General features: G+C 75.3%; 13 protein-coding genes. 7 read left to right on the top strand and 6 right to left on the bottom strand.

Annotated elements, in window-relative coordinates:
* Positions 1 to 29: 29 nt before the first annotated feature.
* The 4 genes from panB to ACI78R_RS06075 form a co-directional block, all read right to left on the bottom strand.
* The gene (gene panB, locus ACI78R_RS06090) at positions 30 to 860 is read right to left on the bottom strand and encodes a 3-methyl-2-oxobutanoate hydroxymethyltransferase (protein ID WP_457039994.1); all 831 of its coding nucleotides are present in this window, start codon (positions 858 to 860) and stop codon (positions 30 to 32) included.
* Positions 857 to 2,689 carry an NAD+ synthase gene (locus ACI78R_RS06085; RefSeq protein WP_457039993.1) on the bottom strand — a complete coding sequence of 611 codons (1,833 nt, stop codon included), beginning with the start codon at positions 2,687 to 2,689 and terminating at the stop codon, positions 857 to 859. The genes panB and ACI78R_RS06085 overlap by 4 nt, the downstream gene beginning before the upstream one ends.
* Before the next feature lie 86 nt (positions 2,690 to 2,775).
* Entirely contained in the window at positions 2,776 to 3,309 is a 534-nt protein-coding gene (locus ACI78R_RS06080; RefSeq protein ID WP_457039992.1) for a DinB family protein, read from the bottom strand.
* Positions 3,310 to 3,389: 80 nt separating this feature from the next.
* Positions 3,390 to 3,869, bottom strand: coding sequence for an N-acetyltransferase family protein (locus tag ACI78R_RS06075; RefSeq protein ID WP_457039991.1), 480 nt, complete (start codon positions 3,867 to 3,869; stop codon positions 3,390 to 3,392).
* Between the two features lie 133 nt (positions 3,870 to 4,002).
* On the opposite strand from ACI78R_RS06075, the gene glnA reads away from it, so the two are divergent.
* The 5 genes from glnA (at position 4,003) to ACI78R_RS06050 (ending at position 10,830) form a co-directional block, all read left to right on the top strand.
* Positions 4,003 to 5,343 (top strand): type I glutamate--ammonia ligase, encoded by a 1,341-nt coding sequence (glnA, locus tag ACI78R_RS06070; protein WP_457039990.1) that lies wholly within the window; start codon positions 4,003 to 4,005, stop codon positions 5,341 to 5,343.
* Between the two features lie 328 nt (positions 5,344 to 5,671).
* Positions 5,672 to 6,409: a type 1 glutamine amidotransferase gene (locus tag ACI78R_RS06065; RefSeq protein ID WP_457039989.1), complete on the top strand. Its 738-nt coding sequence runs from the start codon at positions 5,672 to 5,674 to the stop codon at positions 6,407 to 6,409.
* Between the two features lies 1 nt (position 6,410).
* Positions 6,411 to 9,506 (top strand): bifunctional [glutamine synthetase] adenylyltransferase/[glutamine synthetase]-adenylyl-L-tyrosine phosphorylase, encoded by a 3,096-nt coding sequence (locus ACI78R_RS06060; protein WP_457039988.1) that lies wholly within the window; start codon positions 6,411 to 6,413, stop codon positions 9,504 to 9,506.
* 120 nt (positions 9,507 to 9,626) lie between these two features.
* Positions 9,627 to 10,448: an aquaporin gene (locus tag ACI78R_RS06055; RefSeq protein ID WP_457039987.1), complete on the top strand. Its 822-nt coding sequence runs from the start codon at positions 9,627 to 9,629 to the stop codon at positions 10,446 to 10,448.
* Positions 10,449 to 10,491: 43 nt separating this feature from the next.
* Positions 10,492 to 10,830, top strand: coding sequence for a CDGSH iron-sulfur domain-containing protein (locus tag ACI78R_RS06050; protein ID WP_457039986.1), 339 nt, complete (start codon positions 10,492 to 10,494; stop codon positions 10,828 to 10,830).
* 47 nt (positions 10,831 to 10,877) lie between these two features.
* Here the strand turns inward: ACI78R_RS06050 and ACI78R_RS06045 are convergent, their stop codons facing one another.
* The gene (locus ACI78R_RS06045; protein WP_457039985.1) at positions 10,878 to 12,434 is read right to left on the bottom strand and encodes a methyl-accepting chemotaxis protein; all 1,557 of its coding nucleotides are present in this window, start codon (positions 12,432 to 12,434) and stop codon (positions 10,878 to 10,880) included.
* A gap of 113 nt (positions 12,435 to 12,547) precedes the next feature.
* Positions 12,548 to 13,558: an iron-containing redox enzyme family protein gene (locus ACI78R_RS06040; RefSeq protein ID WP_457039984.1), complete on the bottom strand. Its 1,011-nt coding sequence runs from the start codon at positions 13,556 to 13,558 to the stop codon at positions 12,548 to 12,550.
* 162 nt (positions 13,559 to 13,720) lie between these two features.
* On the opposite strand from ACI78R_RS06040, the gene ACI78R_RS06035 reads away from it, so the two are divergent.
* A complete protein-coding gene (locus ACI78R_RS06035) occupies positions 13,721 to 15,226 on the top strand; it encodes an MFS transporter (RefSeq protein WP_457039983.1) in 1,506 nt (501 codons plus the stop codon).
* A gap of 20 nt (positions 15,227 to 15,246) precedes the next feature.
* Positions 15,247 to 15,798 (top strand): DUF1353 domain-containing protein, encoded by a 552-nt coding sequence (locus tag ACI78R_RS06030; protein ID WP_457039982.1) that lies wholly within the window; start codon positions 15,247 to 15,249, stop codon positions 15,796 to 15,798.
* Positions 15,799 to 15,808: the final 10 nt, after the last annotated feature.

Below are 15,808 nucleotides of genomic sequence, written 5' to 3'. Positions count from 1 at the left end.
CCACAACCGCACATCACCGCGGCACGGAGCTACTCGAAGGAGTGCTCCGGGCCGGGGAAGACGCCGCCGCGGACCTCGTCGGCGTACTCGCGGGCCGCGCGCAGCAGCTCCCCGCGCAGGTCGGCGTACCGCTTGACGAACTTCGGCACCCGCCCGCCGTTCAGCCCGGCCATGTCCGGCCACACGAGCACCTGCGCGTCGCAGTCCGGGCCCGCGCCGATGCCGATGGTCGGGATGGACAGCTCGGCGGTGACCCGGCGGGCGACGTCGGCGGGCACCATCTCCAGGACGACGGCGAACGCGCCGGCCTCCTGGACCGCGAGGGCGTCCTCGAGCAGCTGGTCGGCACCGGCGCCGCGGCCCTGCACCCGGAAGCCGCCGAGGGCGTGCTCGCTCTGCGGCGTGAAGCCGACGTGCGCCATCACCGGGACGCCGTTCTCCGTCAGCAGCCGGATCTGCGGCGCGACCCGCACCCCGCCCTCGAGCTTGACCGCCTGCGCGCCGCCCTCCTTCATCATCCGCACCGACGTCTCGAACGCCTGCTGCGGGCCGGACTCGTAGCTGCCGAAGGGCAGGTCGGCCACGACCAGCACCCGCTGCGTCGAGCGGGTGACCGCCTTGGTCAGGAGCAGCAGGTCCTCGACGGTCACCGGGACGGTCGAGGAGTGCCCGAGGACGACGTTGCCCGCGGAGTCGCCGACGAGCAGCACCGGGATGCCGGCCTCCTCGAACACCTGCGCGCTGTAGGTGTCGTAAGCGGTGAGCATCGCCCACTTCTCGCCGCGCGCCTTGGCCTGCTGCAGGTGGTGGATGCGCACCCGGGCGGACGACGTCCCGCCGTACAGCACCGACTCCGTCACGCCTGGGCTCCTTCGCGGACGCTGGGCAGGCTCTCCCGCCAGCGGTTGGTGATCGGGAGGCGCCGGTCGCGGCCGAACGCCTTGAGGCTGATCTTGGTGCCGGGCGCGGACTGCCGGCGCTTGAACTCCGCGATGTCGACCAGACGCAGCACCCGCGCCACGACCTCCGGGTCGTGGCCGCGCTCGAGCAGGGCGGCCATGCCGAGGTCGCGGTCGACGTAGTCGCCGATGACGGCGTCGAGCTCCTCGTAGGAGGGCAGCGAGTCGCTGTCCTTCTGCCCGGGCGCGAGCTCGGCCGACGGCGGCTTGTCGATGGAGTTCTGCGGGATCGGCTCGGTCTCGCCGCGCTCGCGGGCGTACGCGTTGCGCCAGCGGGCCAGCTCCCACACCAGCGTCTTGGGGACGTCCTTGATCGGGGCGAACCCGCCGGCGGCGTCGCCGTAGAGCGTCGAGTAGCCGACGGCGACCTCGCTCTTGTTGCTGGTGGCCAGTAGCAGGTGCCCGTGCTGGTTGGACAGGCCCATGAGCAGCGTGCCGCGGATGCGGGCCTGCAGGTTCTCCGCCGCGGTCCCGGAGAGCTCCACCTGCGACTCGAAGGCGTCGACCATCGGCGCGATCGGCACGGTGGAGAAGTGCAGGCCCAGCCGCCGGGCGCTGTCCTCGGCGTCGGACAGCGAGTGCTCGCTCGACCACCGCGACGGCAACGCGACGCCGTGCACCCTGTCGGCGCCGAGGGCGTCGACGGAGAGCGCGGCCACCAGGGCGGAGTCGATGCCGCCGGAGAGCCCGAACACCACCGACGGGAAGCCGTTCTTGTCGATGAAGTCGCGCAGGCCGAGGACCAGCGCCCGCCAGACCTCCTCGGGGTCGGACAGCGGCTCGGCGACGTGCCCGGCCCGCGGCTCGAACGCCGGCACCGGCTCCTCGGACAGCACGGTGCGGGTGACGGTCATCGGCCCGATGCGGCCCTCGCGGCGCTGCGTCACCCGGCCCCGGTCGAGGGTGAGGTCGACGCAGAGCAGGTGCTCGACGAACTGCGGCGCGCGGGCGAGCAGCTCGCCGTCGGCGGAGACGGCCAGCGAGTCGCCGTCGAAGACCAGCTCGTCCTGCCCGCCGACCTGGTTGCAGTAGAGGACCGGCGCGTTCGCCTCGGCCGCGCGGCGGCGCACCAGCGGCAGCCGCAGGTCGTCCTTGGCCCGCTCGTAGGGGGAGGCGTTGGGGGAGACGACGAGGTCGACGCCGGCCTGCCCGGCCACGCCGCACGGGCCGCCCTCGACCCAGAGGTCCTCGCAGATGGTCAGCGCGACGTCGACGCCGCGGAAGCGCACCACCTGCAGCTCGGATCCGGGCACGAAGTAGCGCGCCTCGTCGAAGACGCCGTAGTTGGGCAGGTGCCGCTTCGCGTAGCGGCCGACCACCCGGCCGCCGTGCAGCAGGGCGGCGGCGTTGCGGGGCTGGATGCGGCGCGGGTTGGCGTCGCCGGGGCGCTCCTCGTCGAGGGTCTCCTCGTCGCTGGGCGCGGTGTCGACCGTGGCCGAGCCCTCGGTGTGCGCCAGGTACCCGACGACGACGGCGACCTCGCCGAGCCCCTCGCGGTCCAGGGTGGCGGCGAGGTCGGTCAGCGCGCGCTCGCTGGCCTCGGCGAACGACTCGCGGAGCACCAGGTCCTCGGCCGGGTAGCCGGTGAGCGTCATCTCGGGGAACACCACGAGGTGCGCGCCGTCGTCGGCCGCCCTGCGGGACCACTCCACGACCAGCGCGGCGTTGCCCTCGAGGTCGCCGACGCGGGTGTCGACCTGGGCCATCGCGACTCTCAGCTGCACCGTCACGGCACCATCCAACAACCGGCACCCGGGACCGGCCAGACCGGGGACGGGGACCCGGACCCCGCCCGCCGACCGAGCCCGGCGCCCGCTCAGCCGTCGACGAGCGCGGCCAGCTGCTCGGCGTGGTCGCGCTGGTGGCCCGGGAGGAAGGCCAGCAGGTCGGCGAGGGCGACCGGGCCGTCGACCTCGTGCACGCCGACGGCGCCGAGCCGGTCGGGCCGCACGGCCGCGACCGCCCGTCGCAGCTCCGCCTGGGCGGCGGCCAGCTCGGTCAGCAGCACCGCGGTCGGGGTGGCGCGGTAGCCCGCGACGCGCGCGGGCTCGTCGGGGACGAAGTCGGGCAGCGCCGGGCTGTCCTCCGTGCCGATCCGCCGGATGCGGGCGGTGAAGACCCGGGCGCTGTCGCGCAGGTGGCCGGCGACCTCGTGCGGCGTCCAGTCCAGCTCGGTCGCGTAGGCGGGGAAGTGCCCGAGACCGACCAGGCGGTCGCGCGCCTCCGGGGACAGCTGCAGGGGACGCCCGCCGGCCCGCCCGAGGAGGGCGGACACCCGGTCCTGCTGCGCGGCCAACGCGGTCGCGGCGGTGGTCACGGGATCGGCCGGGCGGGCGTGCGTCGTCGTCACGGTGGACAGGCTCGCCGACCGCGGGCCGGGACCACCAGCGTCCCGGCGGCCGCCGTCCGCCGGATTCCTGCCAGCCGAGGTCAGTCGCCCAGCACCACGCGCTGGGCCTCCGGCGGCCACCACGCGACGATCTTCGGCCACAGCCGCGCTCCCAGGCGCCGGTACAGGCGCTGCGCAGCGGTGTTGTCCACACGCACCTCCCACCGGACGACGAGGTCCTCGGCGGTGGCGAGCCGGGCCAGCTCGGTCATGAGGAACCGGCCGACGCCGGCGTCGCGGTGCCCGTCGCGGACGAAGAGGTCGTCGAGGGCGAGGACGTCGGTACCGAGCCACAGGTGCAGCCGGTGGACGGCGGAGACGTAGCCGACCGGCTCGCCGGCGCGCTCGGCGAGCAGCACCAGCACGTCGGGCCGGTCGAGCATCGCCGCCCAGGTGCCGGCCGTGCTCCGGACGTCGGACACGTCGCCCTCGTGGGCGGCGATCTCGCGGACGAGGGCCAGCACGACGCCGGCGTCACCGGGCCCGGCGCGGCGGGCGGTCAGGGGCGGGTCGACGGTCACGGGTACTCCTGGTCGGTACGGCGGGGCGCGGACGTGTCCCCGGCGGGGCGGCCGTGTGCGAGCGGCCCGGACCGGGCAGGCTGTGTGCGGCGACGTCACACCCTGGAAACGAGCGGACCCGATCATGGCCAGCATGGACCGACAGCAGGAGTTCGTCCTGCGCACCCTCGAGGAACGCGACATCCGCTTCGTGCGGCTGTGGTTCACCGACGTCTCGGGCTACCTCAAGGCCGTGGCGGTCGCGCCGGCCGAGATCGAGGCCGCCTTCGCCGAGGGCATCGGCTTCGACGGCTCGGCGATCGAGGGCTTCGCGCGCGTCTACGAGTCGGACATGCTCGCCAAGCCCGACCCAGGCACCTTCCAGGTGATGCCGGCGACCAAGGGCGGCGCCAGCGACACCGCGCGGATGTTCTGCGACATCACGCTGCCCGACGGGTCGCCGTCGTGGGCCGACCCGCGGCACGTGCTGCGGCGGGCGCTGTCGAAGGCCGCCGACATGGGCTTCACCTTCTACACCCACCCCGAGGTCGAGTTCTTCCTGCTCGAGGACCTGCCCACCGACGGCAGCGCCCCGAGGCCCGCCGACAACGGCGGCTACTTCGACCTGTCCACGCACAACGTGGCGCACGACTTCCGGCGCGAGGCGGTCTTCGCGCTGGAGGCGATGGGCATCTCGGTGGAGTTCAGCCACCACGAGGTCGCGCCGGGCCAGCAGGAGATCGACCTGCGCTACGCCGACGCGCTGTCGATGGCCGACAACGTGATGACGCTGCGGCACGTCGTCCGGGAGGTGGCGCTCGCCCAGGGCGTGTACGCGACCTTCATGCCCAAGCCGTTCACCGACCTGGCCGGATCGGCGATGCACACCCACGTGTCGCTGTTCGAGGGCGACCGCAACGCCTTCCACGACCCGTCGGACCCGATCAAGCTCTCGGCCACCGGGCGCCAGTTCATCGCCGGGCTGCTCACCCACGCGCGCGAGTTCACCGCCGTCACCAACCAGACGGTCAACTCCTACCGGCGGCTGCTGGCCGGCACCGAGGCGCCGACGGCGGCCACCTGGGGCCGGGCCAACCGCTCGGCGCTGGTGCGGCTGCCGTCGTACAAGCCGTCGAAGGCGCAGTCGGCGCGGGTGGAGGTCCGCTCGCCGGACTCCGCGTGCAACCCGTACCTGACCTTCGCCGTCCTGCTCGCCGCCGGGCTGCGTGGGATCGAGAAGGGCTACGAGCTGCCGCCGGAGGCCGAGGACGACGTCTGGTCGCTCACCGACACCGAGCGCCGCGCCGCCGGCTACGAGGACCTGCCGGTGTCCCTCGGCGAGGCGCTGACGGCGATGCAGGGCAGCGAGCTGGTCGCGGAGACCCTCGGCGAGCACGTGTTCGAGTTCTTCCTCCGCAACAAGTGGGAGGAGTTCAACTCCTACCGCCAGAACGTGACGCCCTTCGAGCTCAAGCGCTACCTCCCCGGCCTGTAGCGGCCGACAGCGCTCCGCTCCTGGGGTGTTCTTCGTGCTCCTGCGGTGCTGCAGGACCGCAAGAGCACGTGAAGCGCCCCGAGAGTGCGGGCCGGTGAGGGCCAAGAGCGCGACAAAGGCCCTTCCGGCGGACCCGGCCGCGGGCACGTGCCGCCTCTCGCCCGCGGAAGGCCGCTCGGAGCCGCAACTGCCCGCGTTCCTCGTGGATTGCCGGTGCTGCAGGACCGGCATTTCACGAGGAACGCCCGCAACGGCGGAGGCGGCCGCGCCGGGCGGGCAGGGAGGCGGCTGACGGGCCGGGGGACAGCGGCGCACTAACCTCGGCGTCGTGCCGGAGACCGCCGCCCGCCTGCTCGTCGTCGTCCCGAGCGACACCGCGCCGCCCGCCCGGCTGGGGGAGTGGCTGCGCGCCGCCGGCCTCGAGCTCGACGAGCGGCACCTCGGGGCCGGTGACGCCCTGCCCGCGGACCTGTCGGGGCACGACGGCCTGCTCGTGATGGGCGGCCCGCAGTCGAGCGTCGACGACGCCGCCACCGAGCTCGAGCCCGTGCGGGACCTGCTGCGCCGCGCCATCGCCACCGATGCGCCGGCGCTGGGCGTCTGCCTCGGCGCGCAACTCATGGCGCAGGCCGGCGGCGGGCGGGTGCGGGTCGGCGTCGACGGCCCGGAGGTGGGCGCCGGGCTGGTCGCCAAGCGCGACGCCGCCGAGACCGACCCGCTGTTCGGCCCGGTGCCGCTGAGCCCCGACGTCGTCCAGTGGCACCACGACGAGATCTCCGAGCTGCCGCCCGGCGCCACCCTGCTCGCCGCCGGCGTGCGCTACCCGCACCAGGCCTTCCGCGTGGGCCGCGCCTGCTACGCGCTGCAGTTCCACGTCGAGACGACGCCGGAGATCGTCCGCTCATGGGCCGACGGCGACCCCGTGGGCGTGGCCGCCACCCCGTTCGACGCCGCGGAGATCGCCGAGCGCGCCGCCGCCGTGCACCCCGACGTCGAGGCGGTCTGGGCGCCGTTCGCCGCCCGCTTCGCCGACCTGGTCCGCGCGGCCCGCGGCGCCACCGTCTGACGTGACCGCCTCCCGGGAGGTGCCGCGCCGCGCGGTGGTGCGGCTGGCCCGCTTCGGCTTCGACGACGGCGAGAAGGCGGCGCTGCTCCTGTCGGACCCGGCGCTGGGCCTGTGGGACCTCGACCGCAACGAGCCCGCCGACCCCGAGGCCGGCCCGGTCGTCTCCGCGCTGGCCCGCGCCGGCGACCCCGACCTCGCCGTCCGGTCGCTGTCGCGGCTGGTCGAGGCCCTCGACGCCGCCGACGACAGCGGTGGCGCGGCCGCGGGCCTGCTCGCCCGGCTCCGCGGGTCCGGCGCCCTGCGCAGCCGGCTGCTCTCGCTGCTCGGCGCCAGCGCCGGCCTCGCCGACCACCTCGCCGCCCACCCCGCCGACTGGGCCGTCCTCGACGACGCCGACCACGGCCCCGTCCGCCCGGCCGCCTACGCGATCGAGCGGGACATGCTGGCCGCCGTCGGCGCCGACCCCGACGACCCGCCGTGGGGCGTGCGCCTCGGGAAGGCGGCGCCCGACGCCTCGCCGCAGCGGGTCGCGGCGCTGCGCGCGGCCTACCGCCGCGCCGTCCTCTCCCTCGCCGGGCGCGACCTGGGCGAGGGGCTGCCCGCCGAGGACGTCGCCGCCGAGCTCGCCGACATCGCCGCCGCCGTGCTCACCGCCGGCCTCGCGCTCGCCGTCGCCGAGCAGCCCGCCAGCGCCGCGGCCTGCCGGCTGGCGGTCATCGCGCTCGGCAAGACCGGCGGGCGGGAGCTCAACTACGTCAGCGACGTCGACGTCGTGTTCGTCGCCGAGCCGGTCGACCCCAGCGACCCCGAGGCCCCCGCCGTGCAGAGCGCCACCCGGGTGGCCGCCGCGCTCATGCGCATCTGCCACGAGGCGGCCTGGGAGGTCGACGCCGCGCTGCGCCCCGAGGGCAAGGCCGGGGCCCTGGTGCGGACGCTGGCCAACCACGTCGCCTACTACCGGCAGTGGGCGAGCACCTGGGAGTTCCAGGCGCTGCTCAAGATGCGCCCGGTCGCGGGCGACCCCGACCTCGGCCGCGCCTACGTCGACGAGCTGTTCCCGATGGTCTGGCAGGCCGGCGAGCGCCCCGGGTTCGTCGCCGACGTGCAGGCGATGCGCCGGCGGGTGGAGGACAACATCCCGCCCGCGCAGGCCGACCGGGAGATCAAGCTCGGCCGGGGCGGCCTGCGCGACGTCGAGTTCGCCGTCCAGCTGCTGCAGATGGTGCACGGCCGGGTCGACGTGCGCCTGCGGGTCGGCGGCACGCTGCCCGCCCTGCACGCGCTGCGCGCCGGCGGCTACGTGGGCCGCGACGACGCCGACACGCTCATCGCCTCCTACCGGTTCCTGCGCACCGTCGAGCACCGGCTGCAGCTGCTGAAGCTGCGGCGCACCCACCTGCTGCCCACCGACGAGCAGCAGCTGCGCTGGCTGGCCCGCTCGCTCGGCTACAAGCCCGACGCCCGCGGCACCGCCGTCGACGTGCTGCGCGCGGAGATGGCGCTGCACACCCGCGAGGTGCGGCGGCTGCACGAGAAGCTCTTCTACCGGCCGCTGCTGTCGGCGGTGGCCAAGGTGCCCGCCGAGGCCGCGCAGCTGGGCAGCGGGGCCGCCGGCGATTGGCTGCGCGCGCTGGGCTTCGCCGACCCCCAGGGGGCGCTGCGGCACATGGCCGCGCTCACCGGCGGGCTGTCGCGGTCGGCGTCGATGCAGCGCTACCTCCTCCCCGTGGTGCTGCAGACCCTCGCCGACTGCGCCGACCCTGACGCCGGGCTGCTCGCCTACCGGCAGGTGAGCGAGGCGCTGGGCGACGACCAGTGGTACCTGCGGCTGCTGCGCGACGAGGGGTCGGTGGCCGAGCGGCTGGCCCGGCTGCTCGGGTCCAGCCAGTACGTGGCCGCGCTGCTCACCCGCACGCCCGAGGCGATGCGGATCCTCGCCGACGACGACGAGCTCGAGCCGCGCGGCGTCGAGACGCTGGCCCGCGCCTGGCGGCAGGCGGCCGGGCGCGCGCCCGACCCGCAGGCCGGCATCCGGGTGCTGCGCGGCCTGCGCCGCCAGGAGCTGCTGCGCATCGCCTCGGCCGACCTGCTGGGGCGCCTCGACGTCGTCCGGGTGGGGGAGGCGCTCACCGCGGTCGCCGTCGCCACGCTGCAGGTGGGCCTCGACACCGCCGTCCGCGCCTGGGCGCGCGAGACCGGCACCGACCCCGCCGACGTGCCCATGGAGCTCGCCGTCATCGGCATGGGCCGGCTCGGCGGCGGCGAGATGGGCTACGGGTCCGACGCCGACGTGCTCTTCGTGCACCGGGCGCGGCCGGGCGCCGCGGAGCCGCGGGCGACGCAGGCGGCCAACGCCGTCGCGCACACGCTGCGCCGGCTGCTCGGCGAGCCCGCGCCCGACCCCGCCTTCGAGGTCGACGCCGACCTGCGCCCCGAGGGCCGCCAGGGCGCGCTGGTGCGCAGCCTCGACGCGTTCCGCGAGTACTACGAGCGCTGGGTGTCGGTGTGGGAGGTGCAGGCGCTGCTGCGCGCCACCCCCGTCGCCGGCAGCGCCGAGCTGGGGGAGGCGTTCGTCGAGCTGGTCGACCCGCTGCGCTACCCGGCCGAGGGGCTCACCGACGCGCAGGTCGCCGAGATCCGCCGGATCAAGGCCCGCGTGGAACGCGAGCGGCTGCCCCGCGGCGCCGACCCGGCCACGCACACCAAGCTCGGCCGCGGCGGGCTGGCCGACGTCGAGTGGACGGTGCAGCTGCTGCAGCTGCAGCACGCGGCCCGGGTGCCGGAGCTGCGGCAGGCCTCCACGGTCGGCGCGCTGGCCGGGCTGGTCGCGCACGACCTGCTGAGCGGAGAGCAGGCCGACGCCCTGCGCGAGGCGTGGGAGCTGGCCAGCCGGGCGCGCAACGCCGTCTTCCTGGTGCGCGGGCGGCCCAGCGACCAGCTGCCCCGCCCCGGGCTGGAGCTGGCCGGCGTCGCGCGGGCCAGCGGCGCCGGTCCCGACGTCGACCCCGGGCAGTTCCTCGACGACTACCGGCGCACCACCCGGCACGCGCGGACCGTCGTCGAGCAGGTCTTCTACGGGCAGGCGCCCGGCGCCTGACACGCCGGGCGCCCCTGGCGCGCCGTGCGCGGGCGCTGGCAGCCTGTCCCCGGCCCGCAGTGCAGCCGGCATCCGGTCCGGCGCGGGGGAGTGGCTGCGGACGTTCCCCGTGGAGTCCTCGTGTCCCCGACGCTCTCCCGCCAGGTCCTGGCGGAGTTCCTCGGCACCGCGCTGCTCGTCGTCGTCGCGGTCGGGTCGGCCGTGGCCGGCCTCGACGTGCTCGGCCCGACGGGTGTGGCGCTCGCCTTCGGGTTCGTGCTGCTCGCCCTCGCTTACGCCATCGGCCCCGTCTCCGGGTGCCACGTCAACCCCGCCGTCACCCTCGGCGTGCTGCTCTCCCGCGGCATGACCGCCGCCGAGGCGGTCGCCTACTGGATCGCCCAGGTGGCCGGCGCCGTGGCCGGCGCCGCGCTGCTGTGGCTGCTCACCGGCGACGTCGGCGGGGTGACCGACCAGACCGGGGCGCTGGGCGCCAACGACTGGGGCGACACCGTCACGGCCGGCGGCGCGTTCGTCGTCGAGGCGGTGCTCACCTTCGTCCTCGTCCTGGTCGTCCTGCTGGTCACCGCCCGGTCGGCGGCCCCTGGTTTCGCCGGGCTGGCCATCGGCCTGACGCTCACCGCGGTGCACCTGGTGGCGATCCCGCTCACCGGCACGTCGGTCAACCCCGCGCGGTCGATCGGCCCGGCGCTGTTCGCCGGCGGCGACCCGCTCGCGCACGTGTGGTTGTTCGTGCTCGCGCCGCTGGTCGGCGCCGTGGTGGCGGTGGCCGCCGCGCGCGTCCTGTCCGGGCCGGCTCCCGTCCTCGCCGATGGGACAGCCGCCGGGTCCGCCGACGGGACCGCCGCGCCGGCGGCCGCTGACGCCACCGGCGCGGACGTGCCGTCCGCTGCCGGGCAGCGCACCCCCGGGCGGGAGGACGCCGGGCGCCGGCCCGTCTGACCCGCCGGGTGTGCCGCCCGGCCGGGCGGGGCACGCTGGGGACGTGAGTTCAGCCCTGCCCGCCGACCCGCCCGACGACGCCGACCTGCCCGACGACGCCGCTGCCGGCGCCACCATCACGCCCTACCGCGACGGACCGCTGATCGTGCGCGGCGACTTCCGGCTGGTCGACCAGGACGGCGCCGAGATCGACCCGGGGCGCAAGACCGTGGCGCTGTGCCGGTGCGGGAAGTCGGGCATCAAGCCGTTCTGCGACGGCACGCACAAGCGCTCGGGCTTCTCCGCGCCCAGCGCACCGAGCCGGCCGCGGCCCGCGGCGGCGATCCTGCGGGAGCGCCACCGGCAGGACCCGGCCGGGGCGCACGGCCAGGACCCGGCCTGAGGGCGGCGGCGCGGACCGGCCCCGTGCCCGGTCCGCGCCGCCCGCGCTCAGTGGGCCTGGATGGAGCGCGCCATCCGGACCTGCTCCTCGAGCACGTCGTTGATCCGCGCCTGCACCGCGTCGAGGCGGCCGATCACGTCGCTGGTGGCGTGGATGCCGGCGGTGACCTGCTCGCTGCTGGCCTGGATGCCGGCGATCTGGTCCGACACCTGCTGGGTGGCCGCGGCGGTCTCGCGGGCCAGGTCCTTGACCTCGCTGGCCACCACGGCGAAGCCGCGGCCGAGCTCGCCGGCGCGGGCGGCCTCGATGGTGGCGTTCAGCGCCAGCAGGTTCGTCTGGTCGGCGATGCCGGAGATGATCCGGATGACCTCGCCGATCGAGGTCGACGCCTCGGTGAGGGTGGCCACCTCCGTGGTCATCGTGGACGCCTGGGCGACGGCGCTGGTGGCCACCTCGCCGGCGGCCGCGGCGGCCTCGCGCAGCCGGTCGACGCTCTCGAGCAGCTCCTGCGAGCGGCGGGCGTCGGCCTCCGAGCGGCGCAGCGTGTCCAGCCGCTGGCTGACCAGCTGCTGCACGTTGCGCAGCGCGTCGAGCCGCGACTCCGACAGCTCGATGGTCTCGGTGACGAAGAAGTCCATGGTGCCGATGACCCGGCCGCCCACGGTGATGGGGAAGCAGACGCCGGACTTCACGCCGGCGCGCTGCGCGGCCGGCCGGCGCACGCAGTCGGTGACCTCGGCGAGGTCGCGCACGAACACCAGCTCGCGCCGCTTCCACGCCCGCCCCGACAGGCCCACACCCTCGGCGAAGCTGGCGGCGAGGGTGACCTTGCGGAACTCCTCGCCGGCCGAGCCGGACTCCGTCGAGAAGCGCAGCACGCCCTCGGCCTCGTCGAGCGCCCAGAACGAGCCGTACGCCCAGCCGAAGGCGGTGCGCACCGTGTCCAGCGCGCTGCGCAGCGCGCTCTGCTCGTCCCGGGCCGCGCCGATCTCGGTGACCACGGTGGTGACGGCGACCCGGTCGTCGAGGGTCTCCTTGAGCGCGGAGGTGGCGAGGGCGGCCTTCCGGGCGTGCGACAGCAGCCGGGCGATGGCCCGCCACTTCTCCCTGCGGACGCCGAAGAAGGGCAGCGGCGTGGCGCTGTGGAACTCCAGGACCGCGGTGACCACGCCGTCGTCGACGGCGGGGGAGAAGGTGCCCTCCCGCGCGCCGGCCGCCCAGGCCGTCTCCCACCGGATGCACTGCCCGCGCCCGGCGGGGGCCTCGGTCATGTGCACCGGCTTGCGCTCGCGCAGCGCGCGGCCGCCCATGCCGGCGGCCTCGGTCAGCCGGCCGTCGCGCGGCCAGGCGGCGGACATGGCCCGGGTGAGCGGCCCGCCCTCCCAGGCCAGGACGAACGCGCCCGTGCCGTCGGGCAGCCAGACGGCGCCGTAGCCGAGGTCGCAGGTCTCCACGATGGTGCGGACGACGGCGACGTGGGCGTCGAGGACCGTGGAGACGCCGTCGTCGAGGGCCTCGACCACCTTCTCCAGCGTCTCGACGTCACGCGGCATCGGCTGGGCCGCGGGCTGGCCGGCCGTGGCCGGGTCGGTGCGCCGCCACATGGGGTCCTCCGGGGATCAGGGGACCGGGGGAGCGGGTCCCCACCGGTCCGTGCGCCCAGAGGATCGGCAGCACGCAACCGATGTGCAGCCGGGTGACCTCCCCGGTACGGAACTCAGGCGGCCAGCACCGTCTCCCCGCGCAGGGCCGACCGGCCGGCCTCCCAGGCGCCGAGCAGGTGGCCGGCCGCCAGCCCGTCGAGGGCCAGCGAGCACGCCGCGCCGAACAGCACGTCGGCGGTGAGCGACGGGTCCTCGGCGACCAGCGAGCCGCACATGTCGACCGAGGCGATCTGCTCGTGGACGGCGTCGGCCTCGACGTGCTCGTCGTAGAAGACGGTCGTGTGCTCGTCGTGGCCGAGGCGGCGCAGGCCGGAGGAGTAGCGGCGGCTGGGCTCCGAGGAGGTCATCTCCACGCAGGCGAGGTGGCCGAGCGCCGCGCCCCGCCAGCGCCGGTGCAGGCCGAACAGCGACATGGTGTTGACCGCCGTGAAGGCCACCGCGGGCGCGACGTCCCACAGGGCGCCGTAGCCGGCGTCGAGGCCGAGGTCGCGCATCATCCCGGCGAACAGCTCGCTGTGCATGCGCTCGGGCGACCCGCCGCCGTACTCGTCGGCCTGGATCTCCACCATCGCGGCCTTGGCCCGGCCGCCGAGGCGCGGGATGGCGAAGGTGTGCGGGTCGCCCTCCTTGAGGTGGTAGACCGACCGCAGGGTGAGGTACTCGCGCCACTGCTCCTCGGTGCCGCTGCGCGCCATGTACCGCGACAGCGAGGGGCCGTCGTCGGCGGCGATCAGCGCGGCCAGCTGCTCGTCGACCGGGTCGCCGGTCGCGGTGACCGGGCCGGTCAGCGCACGCAGCGCCGCCAGGTGCGCGCGCTCGAGGCGGGCGCGCAGGCCCAGCAGGTCGGGGTCCCACTCGAGGGCGTCGTCGACGTCGTCGAAGCCGCGGTAGTGCAGCTCGTAGCAGACCGCCAGCGCCAGCTGCAGGTCGTCGTCGTGCAGCGGGTCGGCCGACTCCTCCGCAGTGCGGCGGGCGAGCTCGACGGTGGCGGCGGAGACCTCACCGGCGAGCAGGTCGTCGCGCAGGGCGGCGGTCAGGGGGCCCCGGGGCTGGGGAAGGCGCATGTCCCCGCCCATGCCCAGCTCGCGCGGCTTCGATGCACCGCGCGCGATGGGATGCCGCACAGGAGGAGCGGCGTCACCCGGACGGGTCCGCGCGAGGTTGGTTGCGTCAACCGATCCTCAACGGGGTAGAGGGCGCTCAAGTTCCCGAACTGGAGGTGCTCGATGACGAGCCTGTCGAAGCCGGCGGAGGCGCCCGGCGCGATCCGCAGCCTCATCCCGGCGCGGATCGACCGGTTGCCCTGGTCGCCGTTCCACACCCGGATGGTGGCCGCGCTGGGGACCGCCTGGATCCTCGACGGGCTGGAGATCACCGTCGCCGGCGCCGTCGTCGACCGCCTCACCGAGCCCGAGACCCTCGGGCTGTCGGGTACCGAGGTCGGCCTCATCGCGACCGTCTACCTGCTCGGCGAGGTCGTCGGCGCCCTCTGGTTCGGCCGGCTGTCGGACAAGCTCGGCCGCCGCAAGCTGTTCATGATCACCCTCGCCGTCTACCTCGTCGGGAGCGGGCTGACCGCGCTCACGCTCGGCAACGGGCCCGGCTGGGTGGCCTTCCTCTACGTCACCCGGTTCATCGCCGGCATGGGCATCGGCGGCGAGTACGCCGCGATCCACTCCGCCATCGACGAGCTCATCCCGGCGAAGTACCGCGGGCGGGTCGACATCATGGTGAGCGGCACCTACTGGGCCGGCGCCGTCCTCGGCACGCTCGGCACCTTCATCCTGCTCAACGCCCTGGAGCCCAGCACCGGCTGGCGCATCGCCTTCCTCATCGGCCCGGTCCTGGGCCTGGTGATCCTGCTGGTCCGGCGGCACCTGCCGGAGAGCCCCCGCTGGCAGGTCATGCACGGCCGGGAGGCCGAGGCCGAGGAGACCATCGCCTACATCGAGCACGAGGTGGAGCACGGCGGCCGGTCGCTGCCGGCGGTCGACGAGAGCCGCGCCATCGAGCTCAAGCCGACGCCGGACATCGGCTACGCCGCGCTCACCCGCGTGCTGTTCCGCGAGTACCCGGCCCGCGCCGTCTACGGCGCGACGCTGATGGTCAGCCAGTCGTTCCTCTACAACGCGATCTTCTTCACCTACGTCCTGGTGCTCGGCACGTACTACGACGTCGACTCCGGGGACGCGCCGCTGTTCCTCATCGCCTTCGCGGTGGGCAACCTGGCCGGGCCGTTCGTGCTCGGGCACCTGTTCGACACCGTCGGCCGCAAGAAGATGATCGCCGGCACGTACGTGCTCTCCGGCATCCTGCTGGCGGTCACGGCGGGGCTGTTCCAGGCCGGCGCGCTCAACGCCTACACCCAGACGATCGCCTGGTCGGTCATCTTCTTCTTCGCCTCGGCCGGCGCGAGCTCGGCCTACCTGACGGTCAGCGAGATCTTCCCGATGGAGGTCCGGGCCAAGGCGATAGCGGTCTTCTTCGCCATCGCGCAGTGCTTCGGCGCGCTCGGCCCGGTCGTCTACGGCTCGCTGATCGGCGACGGCTCCCAGCCGATCCGGCTGTTCTGGGGCTACATGCTGGGCGCCGCGGTGATGGTGGTCGGCGGCGTGGTGGCCGCGGTGCTCGGCATCGACGCGGAGGGCAAGTCGCTGGAGGACGTCGCCACGCCGTTCGCCGCCCGCCGTCCCGCCACCCGCGCGGAGGGCGCGGCCCGGCCGCGGGGCTGACCGCGCGGCAGGATCGCGGCGTGCCCTTCGACCCGCCCGTCGCGGTCCTCCGCACCTCCGGCGCCGACGGCTGGACGCTCGCCGAGCCGCTCACCTACCTCGGCCGGCGCGACCGGTTCGTCGTCCCGGCCGGCTTCGCCACCGACCTGGCGAGCGTGCCGCGGCCGGTGCTCTGGCTGGTGCCGGAGTCCGGCCGCTACACGCTCGCCGCGGTGCTGCACGACTGGCTGTGCACCGTGGGCATCCGCACCCGCGCGGTCGCCTCCCGCGAGGCGGACGGGCTGTTCCGGCGGGCGATGCGGGAGGCCGGGGTCCCGGTGCTCCTGCGCTGGCTCATGTGGACCGCCGTGCGCTGGGGCGCCCTGGCCGACGCCGAGCGGCGGCCCGGGTGGCTGCTGTCGGCGCCCGGGGTGCTGGTGATCTCGGTGCTCGCCGCGCCACTGGTGCTGCCGCCATCGCTGCTCGCGGTCCCGGGGCTGGCCGTCTACGCCGGACTGGAGCGGCTGGTGTCCGGCGACGACGGCGTGCGGCCGTGGACTCGGCGGCGGAACGGATCCGGCACCCCCTGGTGACGATGGGCGT

This window comes from Geodermatophilus sp. SYSU D01106 (genome assembly GCF_054049995.1).
This window is presented reverse-complemented; position numbering and strand designations above follow the sequence as displayed.